This is a genomic window from Burkholderia lata (genome assembly GCF_902499025.1).
Classification (GTDB): domain Bacteria; phylum Pseudomonadota; class Gammaproteobacteria; order Burkholderiales; family Burkholderiaceae; genus Burkholderia; species Burkholderia lata_C.
The window spans coordinates 89,400-105,099 of the sequence record NZ_CABVPW010000025.1; the positions used below are offsets into that span (position 1 = coordinate 89,400).

A 15,700-nucleotide genomic window follows, 5' to 3' on the forward strand; every position below is an offset into this window, starting at 1 on the left:
ATTCGTGAAAACGCGCCAGATCACTCCGGCTTCGCGTTGTCGGGACTGGCTTTGCGTCCACGCCCCGGCGGCCTGGCCGGCACGGTTCGCCCGTACTCGTTCCACCACGCCGTCAGCGCCTCCATCGTCGGCCCGAGGCCGCGCGCCTTGTCGGTGATTTCGTATTCGACGCGCGGCGGCACTTCCGCGAACACCGTGCGGGTAATCAAGCCGTCCGCTTCGAGCTCACGCAACTGAGCGGTCAGCATGTGCTGCGTGATGCCCGGAATTGCTTTCCGTAGCTCTCCGAAACGATAGACGCGCTGGTTGAGCAGCCACATGATCTCCAGCTTCCACTTGCCGGACAGCAGCGCGAATGCGCGCCGCATTTCGTCGTGCATGTTCACTTCGCCGGCGTCTTTAGTCATTTTTTCCATACCAACAGACAGCAAATCATCCTACTTGCGGGTGTTCATCTTAGACGACATTCTTGCGCCAAGTCGATAGCGACGAAACACAGGAACCCGTAACAAATGGCTGCAAATCTTGCCTACTGGATCAGCACGGCATTGCTGTCGCTGCTCTATCTCGCGTCCGCGACGCTCTACATCGTCAAGCGGGATCGGATCCGCACAATCCTCGTCGGGCTAGGCTATCCCGCCTATCTCGTGCCGCTGCTGACCGTCGTGAAAATCGCCGCCGTAGCGGCCATCGTGACGCGTGCCGGTGTGCCGCTCAGCGATCTCGCGTACGCGGGCATCTTCTATCACCTGCTGCTTTCCGGACTGGCGCACATCGGTGTTCGCAAGCCGCGCGACGCACTGCCGGCAGCGGTCGCCCTCGTCTGTCTCGTCGTTTCATTCACCACGCAGAACGCAGCGCGCGACATCCCGTCACCGTATGGCATCGCCGCGACAGTGGGTCACGCAATCATCACCTGAAGGAGAACATCATGGCCCGACTCAGCGGGAAAATTGCCATCGTCACCGGCGCCGGCCGGGGAATCGGACGCGCCACCGCGAAACGGTTCGCCGCCGAAGGCGCAACGGTAGCGGTCGTGTCGCTCACGCCGGCCAACGTCGATTCGGTCGTGGCCGATATCGAGGCCGCCGGCGGCCGTGCACTCGGCATCCCTTGCGATCTCGGCAGCGCCGACCAGATCAACGCGGCCGTCGACAAGGTTGTCACGACCTGCGGCGGCATCGACATCCTCGTGAACAATGCGTTCGATCCGTCCGCGCCGTTTTCCTCGATCGCCGATTTGTCGGTGGAGAAACTGAAACGCAATTTCGATCTCGGGCCCATCGCGTACCTCCGGACGATGCAGGCGGCCTACCCGCATCTGAAAGCGAGCGGCGCCGGCCGCGTGATCAACTTCGGATCGATGGCCGGCGTCATGGGCCTCGCGGGGTACGGTCCGTACAACATGGCGAAGGAAGCCGTGCGTGCGCTGACGAGAACCGCCGCACGCGAATGGGCCGCCGACCGGATCACGGTCAACAACGTGCTGCCGTTGGCGCAAACGTGGGGCGAGCGTGCCGACGTGCCGCCGCCGACCAACCCGCTGGGGCGTTTCGGCACACCCGACGATGACATCGCACCGGTCGTCCTGTTCCTTGCCAGCAAGGACGCTCAGTTCCTGACGGGCTACAGCCTCACGCCAGACGGCGGTTCGATCATCGACAGCGCACGCTGAACGACGCTCGGCAGGTAGACATCGCGACGGCATACGGCTCACGCTTCTCGGCCGTATGCCGCACACGCATCACGCGATGCCGACACGGCATCGCGCGCGCCATGTCGTCCCTTATGATCGGCGTCCGCACATCCTGTCGCGCCGTGTCGCAACCGACGCTTCCCCGTCGATCCATCCGCTCGACACCCGACCAGACCTCTCCCTCACGGCTCACATTTCCATGCAGTTTTTTTGGCGTACGACCAGACGATTCCATTCCCTCCGCTTACCCCTGTTGCTGGCTTGCCTCACCGCAGGTTCGACAGCGCCAGCCGAAGCCGCGCCCGCGCCCGTCGCACCGACCATTCAAGCCGCGTCGTGGCTCGTCGTCGACGGCGAATCCGGACAGATCCTGGCCGAGCACAATGCGGATGCGGAGCGTCAGCCCGCGTCGCTCACCAAGCTCATGACCGCGTATATCGTCCTGCGGGCGTTGCGCAACGGCACCCTGGGCTGGGACGAGAAGGTGACGGTCGGGGCGTCCGATGTGGCGAAAGTCGGCAGCGACGAAGCACGCATGCATCTGGTTCCCGGACAGCGCATCGCCGTCCGGAATCTGGTCCAGGGACTGATCGTCGCGTCGGCGAACGATGCGGCGCTGGTGCTGGCGGAACGGGTCGGCGGCTCGCCCGCGGCCTTCGAGCAGTTGATGAACGATACGGCTCGACAGATCGGCATGCAGCACACGCGTTTCACCACGCCGTCCGGCATCACGACGCCGGGCAACCATTCGACCGCTCGCGATCTGTCCACGCTGGCACTCCGCGTCACCCGGGACTTCCCGGAATACTACGGATACTCATCCGAGCAGCACTTCTCCTACGGAAAATTCGAAAAGCGCAACAAGAACTGGCTGCTGGGCATGGATCCGTCCGTGGACGGCCTGAAGACGGGGCACACCGCGGCCGCCGGATATTGCATCGTCGCGACCGCGAGCCGGCCGCAGCAAGCGCCGGCGATGAAGCGCCGCGTGTTTGCTGTGGTCCTCGGCGCGCCCACTGCGGCCGCAAGAATATCGGGGGCGGCGCAGCTGCTGAACTATGCCTTTTCCTCGTACAAGGATTACGCGTCGGCACCCGCGTCGGGACACCCGTTCATCACGCGCGCGGCCGGGCCGAGTGCCGTCGACGCCGGCAGAACGTGACGTCGTGCCGAGGTGCACAAGCAGCGCCTCGGCCACGTCATCGACGCTCACGCCGGACAGGAACCGGGTCAGCCGCCCCCCGCCGTCGCACAGGCAATGCACGCGCGGGCGAGCACGTCGGTCGGATCGACCAGCGTCGCCCGCCCCCCGTTTCGCGCGACGTATTCGCCCCCCGGCAGCAGGATCGGCAGTTCGGTACAGCCGAGCACGATCACGCTCACGCCCTCGGCAATCAACGCCTCGACGGCAGCGCCGATATCTTCCTCGCACTGTCCGGCCGTGAAGCCAGCCTTGACACCCTGCCTTCCGTAGATCGCCTCCATCACGCGCGCCTGCAACGCCGGCCTCGGCGCCACTTGTCGGAGTCCTTGCGATTCCAGCGCCTTCTCGTAGACTCCGCTTTCGATCGTGCCGGACGTCGCCAGCACGCCGACCTCGCGCAGCGCCGGATAGGTGTCGCGCAGGTGAGCGACCGTGACGGTCAGCATGTTGACGATCGGGATGTCGAGATACGGCTGAATCCGCTCGACGAAGGCATGCGCCGTATTGCACGGAATCGCGATGACGTCCGCATCGCCGTCCTCAAGCTTCTTGCAGGTCGCGTACAAGGCGATCGTCGGGTCCACGCCGGCACCCACAAGATTCTCGGTTCGATCGGGGATCTGCGGATTCTGTTCGACCAGCAGCTTGATATGTTCCTGGTCGCGCGACGCCGGCGTGTTTCGAACGATCTTGTCCAGAAAATCGACGGTCGCGGCCGGCCCGACGCCACCCACCACCCCAATCTTGAACGCCGCGGCGCGCGATGCGTACTGCCCCGTCACCGCGTATTGCGCATACGCCATGTTCGAGTCCACGAGCGGTACGCGCTGCGGGCCGATTTCGTCCGCGACGAGCACGACCTCGGTCAGCCCCGGGACGATGACCTGCACACCCTGATCGACCAGATCCTCACAGGCGCGGCGCAACAACTCGACCGGGCGGCCTCCGAGATTGCCGCGCTTGATGCCGTCGGCACCGTAGACGGCTTCCGTTACGAGATCGACGCCATCGTACGAACGCGGATAGACGATTTCGAATTGCGGCGACGGGAAATACGCATCGAAGAGCCGTTTGTCCCGCACGTAATCGGAAGCGAGTACGCCAATGCGTGTCGCGTCGGGATACTTGCGTTGCACATGGCTGCGAACGGCTTCGACGATATCCACGATTGGCAGCCTCGTGTTCGCCTTCAGCTCGTCGATGAACGTGTGGCTCAGGAAACACGGGAGCACGACCGTCGTCACGCCACGCGCGTCGAACGCCCGGATCAGGTCGAACACGTACAGCTTGCGTTCGATGGTCGCGGTACTGCCCGCCCCCGCGCCCTTGAACGGGTATTGCTCGAAAATCATCTCGACGTGCTCCTCGTCGGACGACGCAGGCGTCGCCTTCACCATCTTGAAGAACACGTCGGCGCTGCCCAGCGGCCCGAGGCCACCGACCACGCCGAATTTTCGCCGGACCTTCACGGTATTCGTATCCATCATGCATTCAGTTCCGGCTGGTCGAATACGGCGCCGTTCGACTTCGCTGCTCGCCGGCTCTCCCACTTCGCGATCACGGCCGTCGCTACGCTGTTGCCGATCACGTTCGTCATCGTGCGGCCCATGTCGAGGATCTGGTCGATCGCGAGGACCATCGCGACGCCGGCCACCGGCAGATGGAACATCGGCGCGACCGCCGCGACCACGACCACCGAGCCGCGCGGCACGCTCGCCATCCCCTTGCTGCTCAACATCAGCACCAGCAGCATGAAGACCTGCTGCGACAGCGGCATGTGCACGCCGAACGCCTGCGCGATGAAGATGGCGGCAAACGCCTGATACATCATCGAGCCGTCCAGGTTGAACGCGTAACCCAGCGGCAACGTGAAGCCCACCACTTTCTTGTCGACACCGAACTGCTCGAGCTGCTCGGTCAGGCGCGGATAGGCGGCCTCGCTGCTCGCGGTCGAGAAAGCGATCAGCGCAGGTTCGCGCACGGCCTTCAGCAGGCTCACGACGCGGCGCCCGAGAAACGCATAGCCGGCGCCGATCAGAATCATCCAGAGGACGAGCAAGCCGAGATAGAACGCGCCGATCAGCTTTCCATACGTGTAGATCACGTCGAGCCCGCGCAGCGTGACCGACGACGCGATCGCACCGAATACGCCGAGCGGCGCCGCGCGCATCACGTAGTTCGTCAGCCGCAGCATCACGGGCACCATCCCGTCGATCGACTGGATCACGACGCCGACCCGCTTGTCGTGCTTCAGCGCACTCAGCGCGATACCGAGAAAGACCGAGAACACCAGGATCTGCAGGATGTCGTTGCGCGCCATCGCGTCAAGAAGGCTGGTCGGGAACGCATGCGTGATCACGTCCCGGGCGTTCAGCGCGGCCGTATTCAGTCCGGTGTTGACCTCGCCGGCGGTTTCCGTGAGGTTCAGGCCCGCGCCCGGCTGCAGCGCATTGGCCATGACGAGGCCAAGACTCAGCGAAATCAGCGACGCGCAGACGAACCATCCGATCGAGCGCAGACCAATGCGCCCGACGTCCTCGCCGCTGTCCATGCCGGCCAGGCCGGACACGAGCGTCACGAACACCAGCGGCGCGATGATCATCTTGATCAGGCGCAGGAAGATGTCGGTGACGATCGAGAAATAGCCGGCGACCGCTTTGAGCGTGGCCGGGTCCGCGATGTGGGTGTGGCAGATATAGCCGGCGACGACCCCGAGAATCATGCCGACTGCGATGCTTAAGGTAAGGCGATTTTTCATGTCCATCCGTCCGTGGTGGCACCCGGCCGCCGGAAGGCGGACGGCCGCTGCGATGAAGGCAGCGCGACGCGGGGCACGCGTCACCTTTGCCGTTGGAACGAATGGTAGGGACCGTCGATAAAACCGTGATGCCGGTGCAACATGGCGGTATGCGAGCCCCGCATAAGGCGGGAAAACCCTGACTCAGCCGAGCCGGGAAGGCGCCGCGCGCAGATGCTGCCAGAGCGTGTCCAGGAATTCACTGCGATTCGACACATCGCGATACACGCGCAGTTCGACTTCGAGGTTCCACGCCGCCGGCCCGGCCGGCACGAGTTCTCCGGCCGCCAGTTCCGCCGCGATCGCGCTCCGGGGCAGCCACGCGACACCCTCGCCTTCCATCACGAGTTTCTTCAGCACCTCGGCCATGTCGGATTCGTAGTGCAATTGCAATGCCGGTGCATCCGATGCGCGACCGAGCAGTAGCGCGAGGCACCGCCCGAAGTAGCTGGTTTCCGTATAGGAAATCAGCGGCAGCGGATTCTGCTTCGTGCCGGGAAGACGAAAGGCGGGCACCGATCGAGGGTTGGGCCTGCATGCCGGCATCAACGTGTCGAGGCCCACGGTCAGGTGCTCATACTTCGCCGGGTCGAGATGGAGCGGAAGTTCCGGATGGTGATACGCAAACATGAGCTCGCAATTGCCGTTGACGAGCATCAGGATCGAATCATGGACATTGGTCGGAATGACGCGCGCCCGCACTTCGCCGAAATGCGGGGCGAGCGCCTTGAGCCAGGCCGGCAGGAAACTCAACGCGATCGTGTGGCCGGCCGCGATCTGCAGGCTCTTGCCGGCGATCCGCTGCTCGGTGCGGATGATGGCACGCGTGTCGAACAGGCGGCTGAGCACGTCTTCGGCCGTCTCGCGGAACAGGCGGCCCGCCGGCGTCAGCACCGGCGGAAAGCTGCTGCGGTCGATCAGTTCGGCCCCGATCCACTGTTCGAGCGACTGAATGCGGCGGCTGAAGCCCGACTGCGTGACATTGCGGAACTCCGCTGCCCGGGAAAAACTTTGATACTGAGCGAGGGCGAGGAAATCCTCGATCCATTTGATTTCCATGTTGGCCTTGGAGGATCGCGATTGGATCAGCCTGCGCGTCACGGAAGTCATGGTGACACGCAGGCCGGTGGACGCCCACATTGTATGTGCTCGATCCGGCGCATCGCGTCGGCGTTCGCCACGGCGCCCGTGGCCGATCTGAACGTCGTCGTTCGGCATCGTCGTTGATCGGACGATGTTCGCGGACGACAGCACCGTCGACGACGGCGTTTCGGCTGCCCGGCCGCCAGGCCGTCGCTCCTTCGCTACGCCTTTTTCGTATAAGTGTTGCACCAGCCTTTCGCATTGACCTGCTTGCCGCCGAACACGGCGCACGGTCCCATCGTGGCACCGGCCTTGCCCTGGAAGAACTGGCAGTTCGCACAGGACTCGCCCGCCTGGAATTTCGGGTACTTCGCATGGTCGACCCGGCTGGCATCCGCCTTGTAGCCGAGCGCCTGGGCGTTTGCATCGGTTTCCTGCACGACACCGGCACCGGCATCCGCTGCCGCCGCGCGACGTCCAATGGCGAGCGCGGAGGCGAGAACGGTGGTGGCCGCAATAAAGCGTCGACGTGAAAATTTCATGGGGTCCTCCCTCAAGGTCTGCATAAACGGATGTCCGGGAAGCGTCGTTCCCCGATGACGTGATGCCGCCCGCTCCGAAACGGCGTCCGGCGATGGCGCATGTACCGTGTCCATCGCGATGTGTAGCGCCCGTCGCGCCGACGCACGGCCGGCGAAGGCATCAGCGAAAGAACAGCTCCCGCATCCCGAACGTGTGATGCGCTTCGGCCGCCATCAGCACCATGAGCACCAGCAGGCTCAGCGGCGGGATCAGGATCGCGTACACGAGCGCCAGCCGCTCCCACATCATGTGCATGAAGATCGACACGATCAGCCCGGCCTTGGCGAGCATCAGCACGACGATCAGCACCCAGCGCATCAGGCCCTGCACGTTGAAGTAGTCGACCAGGTACGAGAACGTGCTCAGCACGAACAGCAGGCCCCAGATCTTCAGGTACAGGCCGATCGGATGCTGCTGGCCGTGCGCGGCGTCGGGTCGATCGGCGGGATCGGTGTGCTCCATGGCATCCCTCACCACAAATAGAACAGCGCGAAGATGAACACCCACACCAGGTCGACGAAGTGCCAGTACAGGCCGGCGATCTCGACGATCTGGAAGTTGCCGTGTTCGGTGAACCCCGGCTGCAGGATCTTGCGTGCGATCAGCAGCAGGTAGATCACGCCGCAGGTCACGTGAAAGCCGTGGAACCCGGTGATCGTGAAGAAGCACGCGCCGAACTGCGCGGCGCCCAGCGGGTTGCCCCACGGGCGGATCCCTTCACGGAAGATCAGGTTGCTCCATTCGAACGCCTGCAGCGACAGGAACGTCGCGCCCAGCAGCGCGGTGGCCAGCAACAGCGCGGCGGCGGGCCGTGCGTTGCGCCGGTAGCCGAAGTTGACAGCCATCGCCATCGTGCCGCTGCTGCTGATCAGCGTGAACGTCATGATCGCAATCAGCAGCAACGGCACTTCCACGCCGCCCACGCTGAGGCCGAACACCTTCGCGGTATCGGGCCACGGCGCCGTGGTCGACATGCGCACCGTCATGTAGCCGATCAGGAAACTGCTGAACACGAAGGTGTCCGACAGCAGGAAGATCCACATCATCGCCTTGCCCCACGGCACCCTGAAGGCTTCGCGGTCGGACGACCAGTCCGTGACGATGCCGTGCCAGCCGTCGGGCCGCGCGTCGGCGGTCGGGGCCGCGGGCGATTCGGCAGCGGATTCGGCAGCGGATTCGGTGGGAACCGTGGGCGCGGTCATGGCGCGGCTCCATACAGCGGCCCGCAGATGGCGGCGACGATCCCGGGCGTCAGCCACCACATCGCGGCCAGCAGCACGAGCCAGACCGCGAGCAGGAAATGCCAGTAGAGCGCGCACAGCGCGATGGCCCGTTGAGCCCGGAACGGGTCCGCGCGCCGGAGCTGCGCGATCGTCACGACCCACGCCACCAGCCCGCCCAGCACATGCACCCCGTGCAGTCCGGTGAGCAGGTAGAGGAAGCTGTTGGACGGATTGACGGCGACGGTCTCGCCGGCTGCCGACAGCATGTGCCAGGCAGTCAGCTGCCCGATCACGAACACGGCCGCCAGCACGCCGCCGCCCACCAGCCACGCGGTGCGATGCAGGGACAGTTGCCGGGCACGCTGCATCGCGATGCTGGCCAGCGCCAGCGCGCCGGTGTTCCACCACAGCAGCGCCGGATGCGGGATCGGCTGCCAGTCGGATTCGCGCATGCGCATCGCATAGGCGAGCAGCAGCAGCGAAAACAACGTCGACGCCACCGCCATGAACACGACCAGGCCGGTGCGGCCCGCATTCGGCAAGCCGGGCGGCGCGTCGGGAACGAAGGGGCGCGGCAGCGTGGTCATTTGTGGGCCTCGCCGGAGTGCAGCGTCGGATGGGCCGATTCAGGTTCAGGCGCCGTCGCGGGCGGCTGGTTTTGCGGCACGAAGTCTTCCGCCTGCCCCGGCGGACTGTATTCGTAGGCCCAGCGGTAGACGACGGGAAGCGTCGGGCCCCAGTTGCCGTGCACGGGCGGCGTTTGCGGTGTCTGCCATTCGAGCGTGGTGGCCCGCCACGGGTTGCCGTCGGCACGCCGGCCGCGCACGAGGCTCCACGCGAGGTTGAACAGGAACAGCAACTGCGCGGCCGCGACGATCAGCGCGACGATCGTGATGAACGTGTTGAGCGTCTGCGCCGAATGCGGAATGAAGCTGTAGCCCTGATACGCGTAATACCGCCGCGGCATGCCCAGGATGCCGAGATAGTGCATCGGGAAGTAGATCGCGTAGGTGCCGACGAAGGTGATCCAGAAGTGCGCGCGTCCGAGCGTGTCGTCGAGCATGCGGCCAGTCACCTTCGGGTACCAGTGGTAGAGGCCGCCGAACACCACCAGGATCGGCGACACCGCCATCACCATATGAAAGTGCGCGACCACGAAATAGGTGTTCGACAACGGGATGTCCACGCTCACGTTGCCGAGGTAGAGCCCGGTCAGCCCGCCCAGCACGAAGGTGCTGATGAAGCCGATCGCGAACAGCATCGGCACGGTCAGGTGGATATCGCCGCGCCACAGCGTCAGCACCCAGTTGTAGACCTTGAGGGCGGTCGGGACGGCGATGATGAGCGTGGTGGTGGCGAAGAAGAAGCCGAAGTACGGATTCATGCCGGCGATGAACATGTGGTGCGCCCAGACCACGAAGCTCAGCGCGCCGATGATGACGATCGCCCACACCATCATCCGGTAGCCGAAGATGCTCTTGCGCGCGTGCGTGCTGATGAGATCCGACGCGATGCCGAAGGCCGGCAGCGCGACGATGTAGACCTCCGGATGCCCGAAGAACCAGAACAGGTGCTGGAACAGCAGCGGGCTGCCGCCGGCATGCTTGAGCGTCTGCCCCATCGACACCACGGCCGGGATGAAGAAACTGGTGCCGAGCGTCCGGTCGAACAGCATCATCACCGCCGACACGAACAGCGCCGGAAACGCCAGCAGCGCCATGATGGTCGCGATGAAGATGCCCCACACCGTGAGCGGCATGCGCATCAGCGTCATCCCGCGCGTGCGTGCCTGCAGCGTGGTGGTCACGTAGTTCAGCCCGCCCATCGTGGCCGCGACGATGAAGATCGCCAGCGACACGAGCATCAGCACGATGCCCCATTCCACGCCCGGCGTGCCCGGCAGGATCGCCTGCGGCGGATACAGCGTCCAGCCCGCGCCGGTCGGGCCGCCCGGCACGAAGAAGCTCGACACCAGCACCAGCACCGCCACCAGGTAGACCCAGTAGCTCAGCATGTTGAGAAACGGGAACACCATGTCGCGCGCGCCGAGCATCAGCGGGATCAGGTAGTTGCCGAAGCCGCCCAGGAACAGCGCCGTCAGCAGGTAGATCACCATGATCATCCCGTGCATGGTGACGAACTGGTAGTAGTGGTTCGCGTCGATGAACGCGAACTTGCCCGGAAAGCCGAGCTGCAACCGCATCAGGTCCGACAATACGAGGCCGACCAGGCCGATGGCGATGGCCGTCAGCGCGTACTGCACGGCGATCACCTTGTGGTCCTGGCTCCACACATAGCGGGTCCAGAAGCTGCGCGGAGCGTGGTCGGTGTGCGCGTAGGTCATGGCGTCTGCTCCGTCTGTTCCGTTACGGCTGGGCCGCGGCGCTGGCGGGCGGCGGCGCGCCTTGCGCCTCGATATACGCCACCAGCGCGCTCAGTTCCTGCTCGCTCAGGTCGAAGTGCGGCATGATCGGCGAGAAGCCCTTCACGACGCGGGCCGTCGGATTGCGGATGAACGCGCGCAGATAGGCTTCGTCCACCTTCGCGGTGCTGCCGTCGGCCATCGTTTCGGTCTTGCCGTACAGCCCCTTCCAGGTCGGCCCCACGAGCGGGCTGCCGTCCACGGTATGGCAGGCGACGCAGCCCTTGGCCGCCGCGAGCGTCTTGCCCAGGTTGGCCAGCGCCTGCGCGCTGCCACCGGCCGCGGCGGGTGCGGCCTGTACGTGGGCCATCTGCTGCTGCGCGAACGTGGTCTGCTGCGCCAGCCAGCGCGAGAACGCGGCTTCGTCTTCCACCACCACCACGCCGCGCATGCCGGAGTGCCCGATCCCGCAGAGCTGCGCACACAGGATGTCGTAGCGCCCGGCCTTGGTCGGCGTGAACCAGAAGGTGGTCACCATGCCCGGCACCATGTTCATCCGTGCCCGGAACGGCGGGACATAGAAGTCGTGCAGCACGTCGCGCGACCGTGTCAGGACCTGGATCGGCCGGTTGAGCGGCAGGTGCACCTCGGGGTTCTCGATCAGGTAGTTGTCGCGGCCGTTGGGGTCGGCGGGATTCAGGCCGAACGGATTGTCGTTGCTGATGAAACGCACGTCCGTCGTGCCCAGCTTGCCGCCGGGGCCGGCGAAGCGGAAGCGCCATTGCCATTGCTGGCCGAGCACTTCCATCTGCAGCACGTTGCGCGGCGGCCGGATGTAGTCCGCGTAGACGAACAGGCCCGGCGCCAGCAACGCCGCCACGCCGACGGCGGTCAGGCCGATCAGCCACCACTCCAGTTTGCGGTTGTGCGGCTCGTAGGCCGCGCGATGCCCGCTGCGGTGGCGATAGCGCACCAGTGCGACCACGATGAACAGGTTGATGGCGATGAACAATGCGCCGGTGATGACGAGCGTGATCGTCAGCATGTCGTCCATACGCACCCAGTTCGACGCGATCGGCGTGATCCACCACGGACTGGCAAAGTGAAACCCCACCGCCAACAGGATGATCAGGACCAGGGCAATCGCAAGGGCCATAGGCCGCCTCGCTGAGTGTCACTCGCCGGAGCCGCCGACACCGGGTTCCGTGTCTCCCGCGAGCGCTGCGTGGTCAGGCTCGGCGCGGCGGGAAACGCGATGTGTCAGTCGTCCACGTTCCGCTTGCGCAATCGCTCCAGCCTGCCGTAGGTGATGGCCGCAACCACGCCGAACAACAGGTTGGCCAGCAACGGCCCGGAGCCCCGCTCGGAGACGAACCACGGGAACACGGCCGTCATCACGTAGAAGTTCCACCCATACGCGACGATCCCGAACGCCAGCCCGATGGCGGCTTCCATGCCCACGCTCGAATCGAAGCGGAAAGGCGCCATGATCGCGGCGAGCATCATCCCCATGATCGCGCCGAGCACGTAGTGCAGCAGCAGCGCCATCGCCACGATTTCAAGGTTGAATTGCGTCATCTGGCCGAGCGCGCTAGGGCCCATCACCATCGCCGCGATCTTGTGTGTCGGTTGCCACGGGCTCGAGCCGAGCACGAGGGTCGACCAGACGAATTCCAGCGCGATCACCAGCGCACCGCCCGCGAGACCGGCCACGGCAGCGGCGACCCAGTCGGGCTTACGACGCTCCCAATGGTGCGATTGAATGTGCAGTTCCATACCACCTCCTTGCCGACGGTTCGATGTCGGCGCTTCGATTCCGAAGGCGTCACGCGCGTCGGGCCTGCGTCTCTTGCGCGATTCGGAATGGCGGACAGGGTTGCCTGCGCAACGTGCGAACGACCTGCACCGCGCGCGGCCCGCGGTCGCGGCCGTGCGCTCGACGAAACGCGTCGATGAACGCGGGTGTCGGGCAGGCCGGCTTGCTGTCGCGCGTCAGGGGAAGATCGGTGTCGTAGGCTCGGCGCCTTCCAGGTCCGCCTTCGGAAAATGCTGGGCGACCATCTCTTCGATTTCCTGCTCTCGCAATGCCGGCACGTCGGCCATGATCAGGATCTGGCCTTCCTGGATGGCCTCGCGAAATCGCTGGAGTCGCGCGTTCGGCTCGGCGATGCCGATCATCGCGGCGGTCCACGCGCCGAAACCCGCTCCGGCCAACGTCAACCCGACGACGGCGCCGCCTGCGATCACGAGCTCCGCCGGCGGAAATACCAGCGCGACGAGACCGATCAGCGCACCGGCCGCGCCGCCGAGCGCGACGCCGCGCTCGAGCGCATGCACGACATCGCTGCTTTGCAGCAACGATGCTTCGGGTAACTGATCGAGTGTGACGCTGTGGTCGGCGAGAACGTGGATATGGCGCCAGATGATGCGTGCGCGCAATAGATCGTCGACGATGGCTTTCGCCATCTGCGTATCGGGTACGAGGAAATAAAGGCGTCTCATGTCGGCACCCCTTTTCTTGCCATCAAATCGTCCTCAAGGGACTGTTTTATATTCTATGTCAGCATCGGCGCCGCGCTAGGTGCGTGCGGGCCAGCGATGGGGTCGCATGCGTGCATTCAGCAGGTGTGGCTGGAGGGGGGTGTCGTCGATCGCGGTCGATCGAGGCGGGCCGGCGTGGCATGCGGGGGCATTCGCCCCCGATTGGCGCTATCCGCGTTTGCGCAACGGCTCCAGCAAGTCCCGCAGGCCGTTGTGATCGATCTCGTGCATCAGCGCAAGCTGCCGGCCGATTTCGCCGCGCGGGAACCCTTCGCGCGCCAGCCAGTTGAGGTAAGGCCCGGGCAGGTCGGCAATGAGCCGGCCCTTGTATTTCCCAAAGGGCATGGTGACGGTGACGAGGTGTTCGAGGTCTGGATTTTGCATGCGGGTATTGTGCACGGCTTTTCGGTCCTGCCGCGGACCTCGCGAAAAGGACGCTACGAACCACCTGCGCCCCTTTTCTCGCCTGCTAGACTGGAATTCCCCCCTGCAAACGATGGAGGGAATCATGTTGTCCACCTACGTCGTGAAGACCGGCGAGCAGTTCCTCTGCACCGCCGAGGATGGCGATATCGGCATGGCACCGGCGGTTGAAGATGCCACGTCGTTTGGTTCGTATGAGGAAGCGGAAAAGGCGGCGCACGTGCATGCCGACCCCGGATACGAAATCGTGGCCGTCTGCGTGCTCAGACACTGACATGGCGCCCGCTGACGGGCGCCCGGCAAGAAGATGCCTCTCGCAGTTTCGCTGGCGCCATGCGATAGGGGTGGCGTGGGTGGCTGCGCCCGACATTCCCTGCGAACGGACGGATGGCGGGTCGGGATTCTCACGATGGGGGCACGCGGTGCTTCGGCAGCGCCGCCGCATACATTGCGACGCAGCATACGTGCGACGCGGAACGTGCCTCCGTTGAAGCGCTTGGCATCCGGTACGCATGCCCGGTATGCGGCGCGGCCAGAAAACGGAGCGTCGTTGCTCCGTTTTTATCGTCTGGGCCCTTTCATGCCCTCCGACTCCATGGCCGCATTCCACTCCTCATTCGCCTCGATGGGATCCATCGCTTCGTCAATCGAAGCCGTCGCGCGCTCGGCGGCCGCTCTGGTTTCGTCGGCCTCGGAGGCCGCATCGCCATCGCCATCGCCATCACTGTCACCGTCACCCGGGGGATGCAGCATGTCCTTGAGCATCGCGCTCAACTCCGACGTGTCCCATGGCAGCCCGCGCCGAGTCCGATCCTTGATGTAGTGCCTCACTTCCGCGTCCTGCTCCAGGGTCAGCGGCAGCCCTCGGAAGGTGCTTTGGGGGCCAGCGTCGATCATCGCATTCTCCTGTTTCTAGGGCGTTTTCAGTGTACTCGCGATTGAGAACGTGGGAGTCGTGATTGATGTGCGCTTGCGTCGGATCAAACGTGTGGGGGGGGCTGGCAAGTAGCGGTCAGGAGCGGAAGTTCGAGTTGTACTTGCGGGTGTTCGTCAAGATTTCATTAGCAGCCGCGCAAATTGAGGCGTCGAGCGGATGGCATATATCGAGCGTATGTATAAATGAACTGTCGTCGAAAAGTGGGCGACTCGAGCAAACTTGCCACCATCATTTCGGGCTCGACCTCCATCGCCACCATCCCGCCTTTTCGCCATACGCCAACCGCTTCTTAAACAATGCAAGCTTGCTTTCACGGACAACGGTTACCAAGTAAGTACGTTCCGCGATGTGTTGTCGGTCGGGAGCCCAGTACCGTAAATCGTGCGCCATCACCTCGACTTCTTTAATGGGCACGTGTTCGCAAAACTCAACTAGAAACGAAGCCGGCACCATGGTTAGCCCGTCAATCCTGGAGAGTGGAAGATCCCCGCACGATACCTTCTTGTTGATGCGCGTGTTCCAGGTCCTAACGAGTACCGGAACTCCTGCTTCGTTGTAGTCAGCGGATCATCGAGGCAGCGGGTCGAATGGCTCTTATGGGTCGACTCGCGCCGTCCGCCGGTCCAAGCCAGGTGAAACGTCGCTGTCGGTCCGAGTTCGGCCAGTTCCGGGCGTTCGTCGGCGCAATCGGACAGACATTCAAACGACCGTTCAACGTTGGAAACATCCGTTGACCATGATCTGGCCGCAACGGCTGGATCGGGTCGGTTTATGCTTCTTGTGTAGATCAATGCGAGCGGTCAGCGACTGATAAAGGCGGGCCGCAGAGCGCTGCCAGAGGCGGCTGGCGGC

Annotated in this window: 18 protein-coding genes; 4 read left to right on the forward strand and 14 right to left on the reverse strand. The window is 64.4% G+C overall.

What is annotated here, in order from left to right:
* Window positions 1–20: 20 nt before the first annotated feature.
* Window positions 21–407, reverse strand: coding sequence for a winged helix-turn-helix transcriptional regulator (locus BDI24065_RS24385; RefSeq protein ID WP_217481833.1), 387 nt, complete (start codon window positions 405–407; stop codon window positions 21–23).
* Between the two features lie 141 nt (window positions 408–548).
* Here BDI24065_RS24385 and BDI24065_RS24390 point away from each other — a divergent pair, with 141 nt between their 5' ends.
* The 3 genes from BDI24065_RS24390 to BDI24065_RS24400 are packed head-to-tail and all read left to right on the forward strand — an operon-like array spanning window position 549 to window position 2,858.
* Window positions 549–920 carry a DoxX family protein gene (locus BDI24065_RS24390; RefSeq protein WP_254609853.1) on the forward strand — a complete coding sequence of 124 codons (372 nt, stop codon included), beginning with the start codon at window positions 549–551 and terminating at the stop codon, window positions 918–920.
* Between the two features lie 11 nt (window positions 921–931).
* Window positions 932–1,675, forward strand: a complete 744-nt coding sequence (locus BDI24065_RS24395) for an SDR family NAD(P)-dependent oxidoreductase (protein ID WP_175033413.1) — start codon at window positions 932–934, stop codon at window positions 1,673–1,675.
* A 55-nt stretch (window positions 1,676–1,730) separates the two neighbouring features.
* Window positions 1,731–2,858: a D-alanyl-D-alanine carboxypeptidase family protein gene (locus BDI24065_RS24400; protein ID WP_254609854.1), complete on the forward strand. Its 1,128-nt coding sequence runs from the start codon at window positions 1,731–1,733 to the stop codon at window positions 2,856–2,858.
* 68 nt (window positions 2,859–2,926) lie between these two features.
* On the opposite strand, the gene BDI24065_RS24405 is transcribed toward BDI24065_RS24400, so the two are convergent.
* From BDI24065_RS24405 to BDI24065_RS24460, 12 genes are all read right to left on the reverse strand, one after another.
* Window positions 2,927–4,384 carry an amino acid racemase gene (locus BDI24065_RS24405; protein ID WP_438820032.1) on the reverse strand — a complete coding sequence of 486 codons (1,458 nt, stop codon included), beginning with the start codon at window positions 4,382–4,384 and terminating at the stop codon, window positions 2,927–2,929.
* Window positions 4,384–5,658 carry a dicarboxylate/amino acid:cation symporter gene (locus BDI24065_RS24410; RefSeq protein ID WP_175033415.1) on the reverse strand — a complete coding sequence of 425 codons (1,275 nt, stop codon included), beginning with the start codon at window positions 5,656–5,658 and terminating at the stop codon, window positions 4,384–4,386. The genes BDI24065_RS24405 and BDI24065_RS24410 overlap by 1 nt, the downstream gene beginning before the upstream one ends.
* A 183-nt stretch (window positions 5,659–5,841) precedes the next feature.
* Window positions 5,842–6,756: a LysR substrate-binding domain-containing protein gene (locus BDI24065_RS24415; protein ID WP_175033454.1), complete on the reverse strand. Its 915-nt coding sequence runs from the start codon at window positions 6,754–6,756 to the stop codon at window positions 5,842–5,844.
* A gap of 245 nt (window positions 6,757–7,001) precedes the next feature.
* Window positions 7,002–7,322 (reverse strand): high-potential iron-sulfur protein, encoded by a 321-nt coding sequence (locus tag BDI24065_RS24420; protein WP_175033455.1) that lies wholly within the window; start codon window positions 7,320–7,322, stop codon window positions 7,002–7,004.
* A gap of 160 nt (window positions 7,323–7,482) precedes the next feature.
* Window positions 7,483–7,824: a cytochrome C oxidase subunit IV family protein gene (locus BDI24065_RS24425; protein WP_175033416.1), complete on the reverse strand. Its 342-nt coding sequence runs from the start codon at window positions 7,822–7,824 to the stop codon at window positions 7,483–7,485.
* A gap of 8 nt (window positions 7,825–7,832) precedes the next feature.
* Complete coding sequence (locus tag BDI24065_RS24430) at window positions 7,833–8,564, reverse strand: heme-copper oxidase subunit III family protein (protein ID WP_175033417.1); 732 nt, start codon at window positions 8,562–8,564, stop codon at window positions 7,833–7,835.
* Entirely contained in the window at window positions 8,561–9,172 is a 612-nt protein-coding gene (locus BDI24065_RS24435; RefSeq protein ID WP_175033418.1) for a cytochrome c oxidase subunit 3, read from the reverse strand. The genes BDI24065_RS24430 and BDI24065_RS24435 overlap by 4 nt, the downstream gene beginning before the upstream one ends.
* Complete coding sequence (gene ctaD / locus BDI24065_RS24440; RefSeq protein ID WP_175033419.1) at window positions 9,169–10,929, reverse strand: cytochrome c oxidase subunit I; 1,761 nt, start codon at window positions 10,927–10,929, stop codon at window positions 9,169–9,171. The genes BDI24065_RS24435 and ctaD overlap by 4 nt, the downstream gene beginning before the upstream one ends.
* 22 nt (window positions 10,930–10,951) lie before the next feature.
* A complete protein-coding gene (locus tag BDI24065_RS24445) occupies window positions 10,952–12,103 on the reverse strand; it encodes a cytochrome c oxidase subunit II (RefSeq protein ID WP_175033420.1) in 1,152 nt (383 codons plus the stop codon).
* 104 nt (window positions 12,104–12,207) lie between these two features.
* On the reverse strand, window positions 12,208–12,723 hold the full coding sequence (locus BDI24065_RS24450; protein ID WP_175033421.1) for a hypothetical protein: 516 nt from the start codon (window positions 12,721–12,723) through the stop codon (window positions 12,208–12,210).
* Window positions 12,724–12,939: 216 nt separating this feature from the next.
* Window positions 12,940–13,449, reverse strand: a complete 510-nt coding sequence (locus tag BDI24065_RS24455) for a hypothetical protein (protein ID WP_043184322.1) — start codon at window positions 13,447–13,449, stop codon at window positions 12,940–12,942.
* Window positions 13,450–13,656: 207 nt separating this feature from the next.
* Window positions 13,657–13,872 carry a DUF3820 family protein gene (locus BDI24065_RS24460; protein WP_043184321.1) on the reverse strand — a complete coding sequence of 72 codons (216 nt, stop codon included), beginning with the start codon at window positions 13,870–13,872 and terminating at the stop codon, window positions 13,657–13,659.
* A gap of 124 nt (window positions 13,873–13,996) precedes the next feature.
* On the opposite strand from BDI24065_RS24460, the gene BDI24065_RS24465 reads away from it, so the two are divergent.
* Window positions 13,997–14,185 carry a hypothetical protein gene (locus tag BDI24065_RS24465; protein ID WP_175033422.1) on the forward strand — a complete coding sequence of 63 codons (189 nt, stop codon included), beginning with the start codon at window positions 13,997–13,999 and terminating at the stop codon, window positions 14,183–14,185.
* A 287-nt stretch (window positions 14,186–14,472) separates the two neighbouring features.
* Here the strand turns inward: BDI24065_RS24465 and BDI24065_RS24470 are convergent, their stop codons facing one another.
* A complete protein-coding gene (locus BDI24065_RS24470) occupies window positions 14,473–14,808 on the reverse strand; it encodes a hypothetical protein (RefSeq protein WP_175033423.1) in 336 nt (111 codons plus the stop codon).
* Window positions 14,809–15,700: the final 892 nt, after the last annotated feature.